The sequence below is a fragment of the Gordonia sesuvii genome, from assembly GCF_036350415.1.
In the GTDB taxonomy this organism is placed as follows: Bacteria; Actinomycetota; Actinomycetes; order Mycobacteriales; family Mycobacteriaceae; genus Gordonia; species Gordonia sesuvii.
The window spans coordinates 530,957-544,000 of the sequence record NZ_JAZDUF010000004.1; the positions used below are offsets into that span (position 1 = coordinate 530,957).

Annotated in this window: 14 protein-coding genes; 9 read left to right on the top strand and 5 right to left on the bottom strand. The window is 66.6% G+C overall.

Features of this window, described 5'->3' with window-relative positions:
• Positions 1 to 38 precede the first annotated feature (38 nt).
• Complete coding sequence (gene dnaA / locus VZC37_RS16280; protein WP_330433793.1) at positions 39 to 1,556, bottom strand: chromosomal replication initiator protein DnaA; 1,518 nt, start codon at positions 1,554 to 1,556, stop codon at positions 39 to 41.
• 539 nt (positions 1,557 to 2,095) lie between these two features.
• Here dnaA and rpmH point away from each other — a divergent pair.
• From rpmH to VZC37_RS16325, 9 genes are all read left to right on the top strand, one after another.
• A complete protein-coding gene (gene rpmH / locus VZC37_RS16285; protein ID WP_330433603.1) occupies positions 2,096 to 2,239 on the top strand; it encodes a 50S ribosomal protein L34 in 144 nt (47 codons plus the stop codon).
• Between the two features lie 53 nt (positions 2,240 to 2,292).
• Positions 2,293 to 2,715 (top strand): ribonuclease P protein component, encoded by a 423-nt coding sequence (gene rnpA / locus VZC37_RS16290; protein WP_330433604.1) that lies wholly within the window; start codon positions 2,293 to 2,295, stop codon positions 2,713 to 2,715.
• Entirely contained in the window at positions 2,712 to 3,059 is a 348-nt protein-coding gene (gene yidD / locus VZC37_RS16295; protein WP_330433605.1) for a membrane protein insertion efficiency factor YidD, read from the top strand. The genes rnpA and yidD overlap by 4 nt, the downstream gene beginning before the upstream one ends.
• A gap of 3 nt (positions 3,060 to 3,062) precedes the next feature.
• On the top strand, positions 3,063 to 4,370 hold the full coding sequence (gene yidC, locus VZC37_RS16300; RefSeq protein WP_330433606.1) for a membrane protein insertase YidC: 1,308 nt from the start codon (positions 3,063 to 3,065) through the stop codon (positions 4,368 to 4,370).
• A 117-nt stretch (positions 4,371 to 4,487) separates the two neighbouring features.
• Complete coding sequence (locus VZC37_RS16305; RefSeq protein WP_330433607.1) at positions 4,488 to 5,174, top strand: Jag family protein; 687 nt, start codon at positions 4,488 to 4,490, stop codon at positions 5,172 to 5,174.
• Between the two features lie 178 nt (positions 5,175 to 5,352).
• The gene (gene rsmG, locus VZC37_RS16310; RefSeq protein ID WP_330433608.1) at positions 5,353 to 6,084 is read left to right on the top strand and encodes a 16S rRNA (guanine(527)-N(7))-methyltransferase RsmG; all 732 of its coding nucleotides are present in this window, start codon (positions 5,353 to 5,355) and stop codon (positions 6,082 to 6,084) included.
• Between the two features lie 146 nt (positions 6,085 to 6,230).
• Entirely contained in the window at positions 6,231 to 7,178 is a 948-nt protein-coding gene (locus tag VZC37_RS16315) for a ParA family protein (protein ID WP_330433609.1), read from the top strand.
• Positions 7,179 to 7,260: 82 nt separating this feature from the next.
• Positions 7,261 to 8,310, top strand: coding sequence for a ParB/RepB/Spo0J family partition protein (locus VZC37_RS16320; protein ID WP_330433610.1), 1,050 nt, complete (start codon positions 7,261 to 7,263; stop codon positions 8,308 to 8,310).
• A gap of 140 nt (positions 8,311 to 8,450) precedes the next feature.
• On the top strand, positions 8,451 to 9,281 hold the full coding sequence (locus tag VZC37_RS16325) for a hypothetical protein (RefSeq protein WP_330433611.1): 831 nt from the start codon (positions 8,451 to 8,453) through the stop codon (positions 9,279 to 9,281).
• Between the two features lie 65 nt (positions 9,282 to 9,346).
• Here VZC37_RS16325 and VZC37_RS16330 read toward each other — a convergent pair whose 3' ends face one another.
• The 4 genes from VZC37_RS16330 to VZC37_RS16345 form a co-directional block, all read right to left on the bottom strand.
• Positions 9,347 to 10,525, bottom strand: a complete 1,179-nt coding sequence (locus tag VZC37_RS16330; protein ID WP_330433612.1) for an N-acetylmuramoyl-L-alanine amidase — start codon at positions 10,523 to 10,525, stop codon at positions 9,347 to 9,349.
• A gap of 216 nt (positions 10,526 to 10,741) precedes the next feature.
• The gene (gene trxA / locus VZC37_RS16335) at positions 10,742 to 11,080 is read right to left on the bottom strand and encodes a thioredoxin (protein WP_330433613.1); all 339 of its coding nucleotides are present in this window, start codon (positions 11,078 to 11,080) and stop codon (positions 10,742 to 10,744) included.
• Between the two features lie 60 nt (positions 11,081 to 11,140).
• A complete protein-coding gene (gene trxB / locus VZC37_RS16340; RefSeq protein WP_330433614.1) occupies positions 11,141 to 12,133 on the bottom strand; it encodes a thioredoxin-disulfide reductase in 993 nt (330 codons plus the stop codon).
• A 143-nt stretch (positions 12,134 to 12,276) separates the two neighbouring features.
• Positions 12,277 to 13,041: an anti-sigma factor gene (locus VZC37_RS16345; RefSeq protein ID WP_330433615.1), complete on the bottom strand. Its 765-nt coding sequence runs from the start codon at positions 13,039 to 13,041 to the stop codon at positions 12,277 to 12,279.
• Positions 13,042 to 13,044 lie beyond the last annotated feature (3 nt).

Sequence of the window (13,044 nt, forward strand, 5' to 3'; positions counted from 1 at the left end):
TCGAGTTGAGAGTTGACGGTTTCGGGTCGAAGGGACCGTCAGACCGCGCGCTGCTTGATGCGGGCGGTGAGTTCCTGGACGTGGTCGTAGACCTTGCGTCGCTCGGCCATCTCCTTGCGGATCTTGCGCTCGGCGTACATGACCGTCGTGTGGTCGCGGTCGAACGTCTCACCGATCTTCGGCAGCGAGAGGTCGGTCAGCTCACGACACAGGTACATGGAGATCTGCCGGGCCTGCGCGATGGAGCGGGTCTTGCCGGGCCCCCGCAGCTCTTCCACCGAGATGTCGAAGTACTCGGCGGTGATCGCCAGGATGCTTGCGGCGCTGACCTCCAGGGTGCCGGAGTTGGGCAGCAGCGCCTGCAGCACCACCTCGGCGAGCGCCTTGTCGAGCTCGGCGTTGTTGAGCGACGCGAATGCCGTCACCCGGATCAGCGCACCCTCGAGCTCGCGAATGTTGCGTTCGATCTTCGACGCGATCAACTCGAGGACGTCGTCGGGGACCGCGATGTTGTCCATCTGCGCCTTCTTGCGCAGGATGGCGATCCGGGTTTCGAGATCCGGCGGCTGGACGTCGGTGATCAAGCCCCACTCGAATCGGGTGCGAAGCCGATCTTCAAGGGTGGCAAGCTGTTTCGGCGGTCTATCCGACGAGACGACGATCTGCTTGCTGGCGTTGTGCAACGTGTTGAAGGTGTGGAAGAACTCTTCCTGGATACCTTCCTTGCCGATCAGGAACTGGATGTCGTCCACCAGCAGCACGTCGACGTCGCGGTAACGGCGCTTGAACGCCACCCGGCGGTCGTCACGCAGCGAGTTGATGAAGTCGTTCGTGAACTCCTCGGTGGACACATACTTCACCCGCATGCCGGGGAACAGCCGCTGCGCGTAGTGGCCGGCGGCATGCAGCAGATGCGTCTTGCCCAGGCCGGATTCCCCCCAGATGAACAACGGGTTGTAGGCGCGGGCGGGAGCCTCGGCGACGGCAACCGCCGACGCATGCGCGAACCGGTTGGAGGCGCCGATGACGAAGGTGTCGAACGTGTACTTCGGGCTGAGGTTGGCGCTCGACGGTGATTGCCCGGCGGTGGGCCGCTCGGCGAAGTAGGTCGACCAGTCCGACGCGTCGGACGGCGCCGGGCGGTCGGCGCGGCCGTCGAATCCGGTCGGTGCGGTCGCCGGGGTCGGCGCGCTCGTCGGGACGGCGGCGACGGTCGGATCGTAATGATGGGACGTGACCGGTGCCGGTGCCTCGGGCACGGGATCCTCCACCATCGGGGTGGCAATCCGGACACCGAGATCCACCGGCTGACCGAGATGTCGACTCAGCGCCGAGCGGATCGTGTCACGCAGATTACGTTCGATCTGCTCCTGCACCAGCGGCGTGGGAACGGTGAGAAGAGCGAAGCCCTCGGCGAGGGTCAACGGCTGGACGAGGGAGAGCCACGCCTTCTGCTGGCGGGTCAGCGGCTCGTGGTGGTGAGCGGAGGCATCGTCGTTGAGTTCGGCGACCACGCTCTGCCAGACCTCACCGAACGAATCACGGTCACTCACCACGGTGCTGCGCCCCTCCTGCTGCCGGAACCAACGACCAGCGTCGGTCATGAGCATGCCACCCTGCCGCACGTGCGCCGAGTTGTCCACATGGTTGTCCACAGCTGTGTACAGATCTGGGGGTAGCTCGAGATATGGCGGCCGGAAGAGGGTCCACTGAATCGTCTCCAGTGTCGAATCTGCGCCGTTGAGTCTGCGCCGAAGTTAACAGAGTGCAGCGCCCCCGACAAAGTGAATCGGCGGATTACGATCATCGGAGTGACAACCCGCCGGTCGGCCCGCACGGGCGGCGCCGGAAACCGCCGGTGACGGCTGCCGATGTGGTCGGCGTCACCATGATCGGGCTCGGTATCCGCTCGTTTGATTTGCGGGGGCGTACTCAGTAGTCTCGACTGGTCATCCAGGTGACGGATTTGCGTGATGGCCCAGGTCATCCACCCGACGTCAGTTCGGCACCGCACCGGGATCAGCAGACCACCAAGATGGATGTGGTTCGCGCGTGCTGTCGGCGTGAGATCACACATGAGCACAAGGAGTCACCCATGGCCAAGGGAAAGCGGACCTTCCAGCCCAACAACCGTCGCCGCGCACGCGTCCACGGTTTCCGCCTGCGCATGCGTACGCGCGCCGGACGGGCAATCGTCAACGGTCGCCGCACCAAGGGCCGCGCGAAGCTCACGGCCTGAGTCGACTGCGATGTCACCGGCGGTGGCGTGACCACCGCCGGTCATTCGTATCGATGGTGGCTGCAGCGCATCGGATCTCACGTGGGTCCGACTTCGATCGCACGCTGAGAGCCGGTGTGCGGGTGACGACACGTGACCTCGTCGTCCATGTGCTCCCCCTCAGTACGGTCCCGACCGACCCCGGGGATCCGCGCAACACCGGCGTGGCCGTCTTCGGCGGCCCCTGGCTCGGTCTCATCGTCAGCAAGGCGGTGGGCAATGCCGTCGTGCGTCACCGCGTCGCGCGACGACTGCGGGCCGCGTTCGCGACCAGCCGCGACCGGTTCCCGATCACCGAGACCATGATGGTCGTGCGGGCCCGGCCATCCGCGGCGGACTGCGACAGTCCCGAGCTCGCGAGTCAACTCGTCGAGGCGCTCGAGCGCCGCCGGGTGCGTGACGCGTTCGCGAACACCGAGGATCGGATCCTTCGATGAGCTCGACCGAAGACGCCGACGACGCGATGACTTTGTCCCGCCGGCTCCATCTGCTGCCCCGCCGGGCGATCGTCTTCTTGATCGAGCTCTACCGCACCTTCATCTCGCCGATGCGCCTGCCGACCTGTCGCTTCGAGCCGACATGTTCGGCCTACGCCGTGGAGGCCCTGACCCGACACGGCTTCTTCTACGGCGGGTGGCTGTCGGTGCTCCGGCTGCTCAAGTGCGGCCCCTGGCACAAGCCAGGCTATGACCCGGTTCCCGAGCGCGGGTTCCGCCAACTCTTCATCACCAGTGATCGAACTGTCGACGAACCGACACCGTCAGAGGTTAGGGGTAACTGACCCGTGCTGAACTTCATCTACTACCCGGTCTCCTGGATCATGTGGGTCTGGCATTGGCTGTTCAGCCATCTCACGCCGGACTCCCCAGGCGGCGACGGCGTGGCATGGGCGCTGTCGGTGGTGTTCCTCGTGTTCACGCTGCGCGCGATCCTCTACAAGCCCTTCGTGCGACAGATCCGCACCACGAAGAAGATGCAGGAGATCAACCCGCAGCTGCAGGCGATTCGTAAGAAGTACGCCAAAGACCGGGTCAAGATGACCGAGGAGATGCAGAAGCTGCAGAAGGAGCACGGGTTCAACCCGCTGCTCGGCTGCCTGCCGATGCTGCTGCAGATCCCGGTCTTCATCGGCCTGTTCCACGTGCTGCGGTCGTTCAACCGGATGGCAACCGGCTTCGGGCAGCCCGGCATGACGGCCGAAGAGACCCGAGCGGTCGGCAACTACGCGTTCAGTCCGGAACTCGTGCAGAACTTCCTCGACGCGCGTCTGTTCGGGGTCCCGCTGTCGTCGTACATCACCGAGCCGGTCTCGGAGTTCCAGGCGTTCGTGGAGCCCGGATCGCCCATCGACTTCACCCGCACCCAGATCGTCATCGTGGTGGTCCCGATGATGATCATCGCCTCGATCGCCACGCACATGAACTCCCGTGCGTCGGTCGCTCGGCAGCCGGAAGCGGCTCTGGAGAATCCGCAGACCCGCATGATGAACATGCTGGCGCTCTACATCTTCCCGCTCGGCATCCTGGTGACCGGTGCCTTCTTCCCCGTGGCGATCCTCCTGTACTGGATGAGCAACAACCTCTGGACCTACGGTCAGCAGCACATCGTGTTCGGCCGCATCGAGAAGGAAGAGGAAGCCGCCAAACTGGCGAAGCAGGAGAAGCTCAAGGCGAACGCGCCCAAACCCGGTGTGCGTCCCGATCGCGCGAAGAAGCCGTCGGATACGACGGAGGCCGTGGACGAGGTCGACGACACCGCTGCGTCGTCGACGGCGGTGGCCACCGCACCGGCCGGTCCCTTCGCCGGACTTCAGCGGCTGCTGGGCATGGACCGATCCAAGGCCGCCGCGAGCACCGCGTCACCGAGCACTGATGTGACCGAATCTGAGGCGGCGGAGACCGACGTCGCCGATGAGGTCACCTCGGAGTCCGGTGAAACCACTGCCAACCCGCAGTCCCCTCCGGCCGGCCAGAAGCCGGCGCCGGGCGCGAAACCGTCGGCCCAGAAATCGGGTACCGCGCATGTCGCGGCCAAGAACCGCAAGGGTGCGTCGCGACGGAAGAAGGGCGGCCGTCCCGGCGGACGGCATTGACCGCGAGGGATCGCAGGCAGTTGTTCCTCTGGGACAGCAGAGCGGGTGGCCACTCCCCCAGCCCCGACGAGTGTGTGACAGACGTTGGATGAGAAGCACAGTTAGGTGGAATGTGAGATGACAGCAGAGACCGCCGCGCACGACGAGCGCGAGATCCAGGACGTCGCCGACCCGGCGGCCGGTGAGGCGACCGAAGCCGGGACGGCAGCGACCGTGACGGACGGGACCGACCCCGCCGCTGCGGATTCGGACAGCACGGGATCGGCCGAGGACGACTCCGTCGCCGAAGACGCGGATGCGGATACGGATTCCGATGACGAGGGCTCCGAGGCCGACGAGGAGGATCGTCTCGTCGAAGAGGGTGAGATCGCCGGCGACTACCTCGAGCAGCTTCTCGACGTGCTGGACTTCGACGGGGACATCGATCTCGACGTCGACGGTGACCGCGCTGTGGTGAGCATCGACGGTGGCAACGATCTCGACCGGCTCGTCGGGCGGAAGGGTGAGGTGCTCGACGCGCTGCAGGAGCTGACCCGTCTGGCCGTGCAGCAGTCGACCGGTGTCCGTAGCCGCCTGATGCTGGATGTCGCCCGCTGGCGTGCGGATCGCCGTGATCGGCTTGCCCGGCTCGGAACCGAAGTGGCCGAGCGTGTGGTCAAGTCTGGTGTCCGCGAGGAGCTGGATCCGATGACTCCGTTCGAGCGGAAGATCGTCCATGACGCTGTGGCTGCGGTCGATGGCGTCGTGAGCGAGAGTGAAGGCGCGGAGCCGAAGCGTCGCGTGGTGGTCCTCCCGAGCGCCTGACGTACCTCCCGATATCATCAGCAGAGTCCCGGCCCGTGGCCGGGACTTTGTTGTTTCTGGCGGGAGAATTACACGCCTGTAGTTAGCTTCGCGACGACTGTTTCACGTGAAACGGCGACACCTGGTTTCACGTGAAACACGGCGCGGGATGGGCAGCTGACACCGACGCAGTGAAAGGATGTTTCACGTGAAACGGGACGGTGACGCTGGAGTGCCCGGCGCGGACGACTCTCCACCGGAGGCACCGGACGTTGCGTCACGACTGTTTGGCGCAACCGTCGATCGGGCTGAGGCGTACTGCGCGTCGCTTGCCACAGACGGAGTCGTGCTGGGACTCATCGGGCCTCGCGAGGTCCCCCGCCTCTGGGAACGCCACATACTCAACTGCGCGGTCATCGGTGAGGCGATGCCGCCGTCGGTGAGCGTCGTCGACATCGGTAGCGGGGCCGGGCTGCCGGGGATTCCGCTCGCTCTCGCGCGTCCGGATCTCCGCATCACTCTGGTGGAGCCGCTGCTGCGGCGAAGCGACTTCCTCCAACGGATCGTCGACGAACTGGAGCTGGATGTCCGGGTGATCCGGGGACGCGCGGAGGAGAAGTCGATCCGCGGAGAAGTCGGCGGCGCCGACGTGGTGACCTCGCGAGCGGTGGCGCCGCTCGAGCGATTGACGAAGTGGTCCGCTCCCCTGATCGCGGATGGGGGTCGACTGATCGCGATCAAGGGGTCGTCTGCCGAAGAGGAGATCGCCCGCGACGGTGACGCCGCGCGGCGCCTGGGGATCGTCGACCTTCACGTGAAACAGTGCGGTGTCGAGGCGTTGGAGGTTCCGACGACCGTCGTCGTCGGGACGAAACGAGGTACGTCCGGCGCGTCGAAGCGACGCGCGGGCGCGTCGAAGAGGAAGAGGTGATCGGATTGGTGTGGAGTCCGCGGAGGGCGCAGAATGGACGTCAGACCGATGATCGATCGGTGGCCGTCGATGTCGCGGAGTCCTCAGCCTCGGATGCGACGGATGGCGGTGTCGGAGGATTCGTAGTCGGGCGAAGGAGTCCAGGCGTGGTCGAACAGGACCGAAGTGTTTCACGTGAAACGTCCATCGGTGGGAGCTCCTCCCCCACATCGGTCCCCGGGTACGACGACACCCCGATTGCGGCCGCAGCTGCTCGAGCGAGTCAGGTGCTGACTCCGGGCGGCGCCGGTGAGCTCCCCCGGCCGTCATCGCCGCGCATCATCACGATCGCCAATCAGAAGGGTGGCGTCGGCAAGACCACGACCACGGTGAACATCGCGGCCGGTCTCGCCTTGCACGGACTGGGCGTGCTCGTCATCGATCTCGACCCCCAGGGAAATGCCAGCACCGCGCTGGGCATCGATCACCGGGTCCCCGATCTCGCGTCGGTGTACGAGATGCTCCTGGGCGAGGTGTCGCTGAAGGAGACGATCCAGCGCAGCCCCAACAATGACAAGCTCTTCTGTGTCCCCGCGACACTCGACCTGGCCGGCGCCGAGATCGAACTCGTGTCTCTGGTCGCGCGCGAGAACCGTCTCCGCAACGCCATCGACGAGAACGTACTGACCGAACTCGGCATCGACTACGTGCTGATCGACTGTCCCCCGTCGCTGGGTCTGCTGACGGTCAACGCCATGGTCGCCGCGAAAGAGGTGTTGATTCCGATCCAGTGCGAGTACTACGCGCTGGAGGGTGTGGGTCAGCTACTCCGCAACATCGAGCTGGTGCAGGCGCATCTGAACCCGGGACTCCACGTGTCGACGGTGGTTCTCACTATGTACGACGGACGCACCAAACTCGCGGATCAGGTGGCCGAGGAGGTTCGCCGGCACTTCGGCGAGACAGTTCTCAATACGATCATCCCGCGCAGCGTCAAGGTGTCGGAAGCGCCCGGCTACGGGATGACCATCATCGAATACGACCCGGGTTCACGCGGCGCGATGAGCTACCTGGACGCATCGCGGGAGATCGCGCTGCGGGCTGTGTCGGCATGACCGCCGGTTTCACGGGAAACAAGGTCACGGGAGACGGTTTCAGGGGAAGCGGTTTCACGGGAAACATCGGGAGAGGACAACAGTGAGTCAGCGAGATTCCGCACAGCGTCGAGGCGGCCTCGGCCGAGGACTGGCCGCTCTGATCCCGACCGGTCCCCCGGAGGGCGCCGGGCCGACGGGCCCGCGACTGGGTGCGGCTGCCGCGGACGTCGTGATCGGCCGGGGTGTCGCGGTCGACGATCCGTCGTCGACGCCGGCTGACGTGGACGGCGTGACCGAAGCAGTCGTGTCCGATGACGTCGGGGCCGTGTATCGCGAGATCCCGCCGTCGCAGATCCAGCCGAACCCGAAGCAGCCGCGCTCGGTGTTCGATGAGGAAGCGTTCGCCGAGTTGGTGCACTCCATCAAGGAGTTCGGGCTGATGCAGCCCATCGTGGTGCGACCACTCCCCACGCCGACAGACGACGGCATCCGGTACCAACTCGTGATGGGCGAACGCCGGTGGCGGGCCAGCAAGGAAGCCGGCTTCGACACCATCCCGTCGATCGTGCGGGAGACAGCGGACGCCGATCTGCTTCGCGACGCGCTGCTGGAGAACATTCACCGCGCGCAGTTGAATCCACTCGAAGAAGCGGCCGCCTATCAGCAACTGTTGGACGAGTTCGGCGTCACCCACGAGGAACTGGCCAACCGCCTGGGCCGGTCCCGACCACTCATCACCAACATGATCCGGCTGCTGAAGCTGCCGATCCCGGTCCAGCGCCGCGTCGCCGCCGGGGTGCTGTCCGCCGGCCATGCGCGAGCCCTGCTGTCCCTCGAGACCGGGAGCGACGCTCAGGAGGCACTGGCCGCCCGGATCGTCGCCGAAGGCATGTCGGTACGAGCCACCGAAGAAGCGGTGACCCTGGCCAACCGCGGTGACGACCGGCCCGGCTCCCCCGCCGGACCGGCGAAGCGCAAGCCGATGCAGATGCCCGGACTCCAGGACGTCGCCGAACGGCTGTCCGATCGACTGGACACGAGGGTTACAGTCAGTCTCGGGAAGCGAAAGGGCAAAGTCGTGGTGGAGTTCGGATCGGTGGACGACCTCGAGCGGATCGTCGGCGTGATCGACCCCGGGAAGGCCGGATGACGGGCTGATCGGCGCACACCAGGTACCCGCACGTTACGTCACAGTGACACTTCACCAGCGAGGACGACAGTGAAAGTACGAAACCCTTTGTCGGACATCACTTTCGACGCTTCGCGCGACCGCGGACCGAGGCCGACGGCATGAACCTCGCGGTGACCCGGCTCGATCTCGAATCCTTCGACACACTGCCGCTGCACACGCGGCGATGCGTTTTCTGGGAGGTCGATCCGGCGTCGACCCGCGACACCGAGAAGAGCATCTTCGGCGACTTCGGGTCCTTCGAGAGCGAGTTCGACAAGGAGGCGTGGATCTCCGGGGTCATGCTCGAATGGGGCACCTGCGCGCAGGTCGCGGTCGATGGCCAGACCGGTCACGTCGTGGGGAACGCGTTCTATGCGCCGCCGCGACGAGTGCCGCGGTCGACCCTCTTCCCCACCTCGCCGGTCAGTGCGGACGCGGTCCTGCTGACCTCCATCCGCACCGAGCCAGGATTCGAGGAGGCGGCACCGATTCTGCTCGACTCGGTCGTCACCGATCTGGTACGTCGCGGCGTCCGGGCCATCGAGGCGTTCGGCGTGGTGCGGGTCCCGGGTGAGACCGAGACCGGAACGGCGGGGCCGGCACCGGCTGCGCACCCGGACGACGTCGCGGACCTGGGTGCGCTCGAGACGATGACGAGTGAGATGCGGCAGTGGGCCGACGAGGCGATCGTCGAGATCTCTCGCACCATGCACGACAGCCCGCAGCAGGGTCTGTGTCTGCAGTGCATCATCGACGCGGACTTCCTGAAGGACTCCGGATTCGACGTCGTCGCGTCCCATCCGCGCTTCCCGCGGTTCCGGCTCGAGCTCGACGAAGGTCTGGGCTGGAAGCACGAGGTGGAACACGCCCTCGAGAAGCTGGTGGTGATGGCCGCACTCGATCTGGCTGGCCGGGAACGCGAAGCAGCTGTTCCGGTGGGTCGGCGCTAGGCGCGTCCGGCAGAGCCGAATCCGACACCACCGAATCCGACAGCGCCGGAAGAAATTACTGAGATTCAGCTCGAAAGACGCTCGGCGGCAAGAAGTTCGGCGAAGGTGAACGAGCCGGTGGGACGGTCGTCCTCGCCGAGCAGGTAGAGCCGCTTCACCGCGACGAGAATCGCCTCGGCGATGACATCCCGCATCTGCGCGTCGTCGAGGGTGGCCACGTCATTCGAGTTGGTGATGTAGCCGACGTCGATGAGTGCCACCGGCATTCTGGTGAGGCGCAAGACATCCCAGGTCCGCTCGTGTGTGCGGCAGTCGGTGAGTGGGGTGCGCGCGACGATCTCACGTTGGACGAAGCCGGCGAGATTGCGGCCGATCGTGGAGAACGAACCGTGCGAGTTGCCGAAGTAGAACGAGGTGACACCATGCGCGCGCTCGTTCGGGTAGTGGCCACATCGGAGCGAGACCATGAGGTCGGCGCCCACCATGTTCGCGACCCGGGCGCGTTCCTCGTCGCCGGGACGGCCACGACCGTCGTGCGACAGGAACGTCTCCATCCCGGCCGCGGACATCCGGCCTTCGAGCCGCGCCCCGAGATCCCAGAGCACCGCGGACTCCGTCTCGGCGCGGGCGCCGGTCGAGAGTTCATGTAGCCCACCGGAACCCGGGTCGATCAGGATGCGTTTGCCGGCCAGCTGCTTACCGGACCGACGGACGTGCTCCTCCTCGCGGATGGCGTGCGGCGACCCGCCGGTGACGCGGGTACCGAGACGTTCCAGCGATCGCAGGGTGGACGGACCGCAGATGCCGTCCGAGGACAGGCCGAACTCACTCTGGTACAGGCACACCGCGTTGTGGGTGGTCTCTCCGAACGTGCCGTCGACGAGACCCGTGTAGTAGCCGAGGTTCTGGAGGCGACCCTGGAGCGTGGCGACATCGTCGCCGACCATCGGTGCGGACAGCCGGTACAGCAGAACCCGGGCGCCCAGCTGGTAGGAGGCCTCGCGCAGCACCCGATAGGTCGCCGGGCCGACGATGCCGTCGACGATGAGCCCGCGCTGTTGCTGGAACGCGCGCACGGCGCGATCACAGGCGTCGTCGAACACCGCCTCGGGCGGATGCCAACCACTGATCGTGCCGGAGAGACTGTCCGGGGCGGGGGTGGACGTGAGCAGCCCGAGCCCGACGAGAATGTTGCGGATCTCGGCGACAGCCGAGCCATGATCCCCGCGGCGGAACAGCGGCATCGGCAACTCCTCGTTCGTTCGGTGCGGTCGTGGCACGGGTCTCGGCATGGGTGTCAGCGTCCCCCCGGTCGGTGCTCACCGCGCACCGGCGCAAACACCAGGCATTCTTTCAGGTCGTGACGGCACGACCAAATGATGGCGCCGCTCGGGGCGCCATCATCGGTTGACGGGATGACTGCCGCCGCGGGCGGAACGTCGTCTTCCCTGGTCGCTGATTTATGCGGGAGATCCGACGACGTCGTCGAGCTCGCGCAGCAGCGCGGCCTTGCCCTTGGCACCGACGATCGTCTTGGAGGGCTTGCCGCCCTCGAACAGGATCATGGTCGGGATCGACATGATCTTGAAGTCACGCGCGACGGCCGGATTCTCGTCGACGTCGAGCTTGGCGACGGTCAGCTTGTCGCCATGATCCCGGGCGATCTCCTCCAGCACGGGCGCGACCATGCGGCACGGGCCGCACCAGGTCGCCCAGAAGTCGACGAGCACGGGCTTGTCGGAGCCGAGGACCTCGTCGGCGAAGGTGGCGTCGGTGACGGCGACGGTGTTTGCTCCCATGGTGTCCTCCTATGGACTTCTCGGATGGGTGATTGTGAGATCAGGCAGGCAGGCAGGCTGTCAGGCGGTGGCGTCGACGACGTACATGTCGCTCTCGACCGACGGCGCGGCCAGGCCCTGGTCGGCGAGCCAGCGTTCGGCGTCGATCGCGGCCGAGCACCCGCTGCCGGCGGCCGTGATGGCCTGCCGGTAGGTGTGGTCGACGAGGTCGCCGCAGGCGAACACCCCGGGCACCGAGGTGTAGGTGGTGCGGCCGTCGACCTGCACGTAGCCCTCCGCGTCGAGGTCGATCTGACCTTTGACCAGCTCACTGCGCGGATCGTGGCCGATCGCGACGAACATGCCGGTCACCTCGAGCGTGCTGGTGTCACCGGAGACGGTGTCGGTCAAGCCGAGGGCGGTGACCGATCCGTCGCCGACCACCGAGGTCACTGCCGAATTGGTGACGAATCGGATCTTGTCGTTGGCGCGGGCGCGTTCGAGCATGATCTTCGACGCACGGAATTCGTCGCGACGGTGGATCAGCGTGACGCTGCGCGCGAACTTGGTGAGGAATGTCGCCTCCTCCATCGCCGAGTCGCCGCCGCCGATGACCGCGATGTCCTGGTCCTTGAAGAAGAAGCCGTCGCAGGTGGCACATGCCGACACTCCGCGTCCGAGGAGCTCCTGCTCGTTCTCGACGCCTAGGTAACGGGCGGCGGCGCCCATCGCGAGGATCACGGCGCGGGCGCGGAACACCTCACCGCCGACCTCGACCTCCTTGACGGGGCCTTCGAGCCGGACGGTGTCGACGTCTTCCATGCGCAGGTCGGCGCCGAAGCGGATGGCCTGCTCGCGCATCTCGTCCATCAGCGCCGGCCCTTGGATTCCGTTCTGGAAGCCCGGGAAGTTCTCGACCTCGGTGGTCGTCATGAGGGCGCCACCGAACTGGGTGCCCTCGAAGACGATCGGTGCGAGCTCGGCGCGTGCCGCGTAGATCGCTGCGGTGTAGCCGGCGGGACCCGATCCGATGATGATCAGGTCGTGAATCTGCTGGCCGTCTGCGTGGGTCATCCGTCCTCCGTGTCGACGACGCGGGTCGTCGGGGTGTGCTGCCGCGTCTCTAGGTTCTCGGCTCTGTCAACATCAGGGTAAAGGCAGATGTTCCCCGCGGTCGCGGGCGTGCCGGACGCGTCACATCTATCTGCCCGACGGGGTCAGTTGCCGATCAGAGTGCGCGAGATGGTCGAGGGATTGCCGGTGGTGCAGTCGGGGCCCACGACCAGCGCATCGAACACGCCGGCGACACCGGTGGCCAGCAGGATCACCGCGGCCGGCCGATCGCGCAGCGTGACGGGACCCGAACCCACCACGGCCGTACCCTCGGGCACGTCGTTCGCGGCGGTACAGCGTCGCAGCTCCGCCTCGGAACCGAACGGGGCCGCGTCGTCGCGACCGAGGACCGACAGCATCGCCATCCGCTCCCCTGGCCCGGAGGTCGCCGACGGGGCGGTCGGCTGCGCCTGCTGGGCGGGCTCCTGTGGGGCTGGTGAGCGGAAGAGGCCGACGGACACCGCCACCACCACGGCGACCGTGGCGGCACCCACCAGCCCGGCGACCGCGAGGCGGCGAGAGCGCTTCGCGTCTCCCCGATCCGGGCGCGTCAGTGGCACCGCCGTGTGCCCGCCCGCGGCGGCGACGTCGGCGCTGATCCGGTCGAGGGTGTCGGTCGTTCTCGCGGCCACCGCCGGGGGAAGGGAAACCGGGTCGGGCGGGGCGTCGCGGAGCACTGCGGTCGTGCGGTCGAGCGCCGCCAGCACCGACCGGGCATGTGGATCGTCGGGCAGATGAGATCGGACGTGGTCGGCGACGTCGGGTGGCAGGGCGTCCGCGTGCAGATCGGCGAGCAGGTCGACGGAGAACGGGGGCTGCGGGAGGCGCGACGCGTCACTGCGGTCGTTGTCTGCTCCCGGCGGGACCATCGC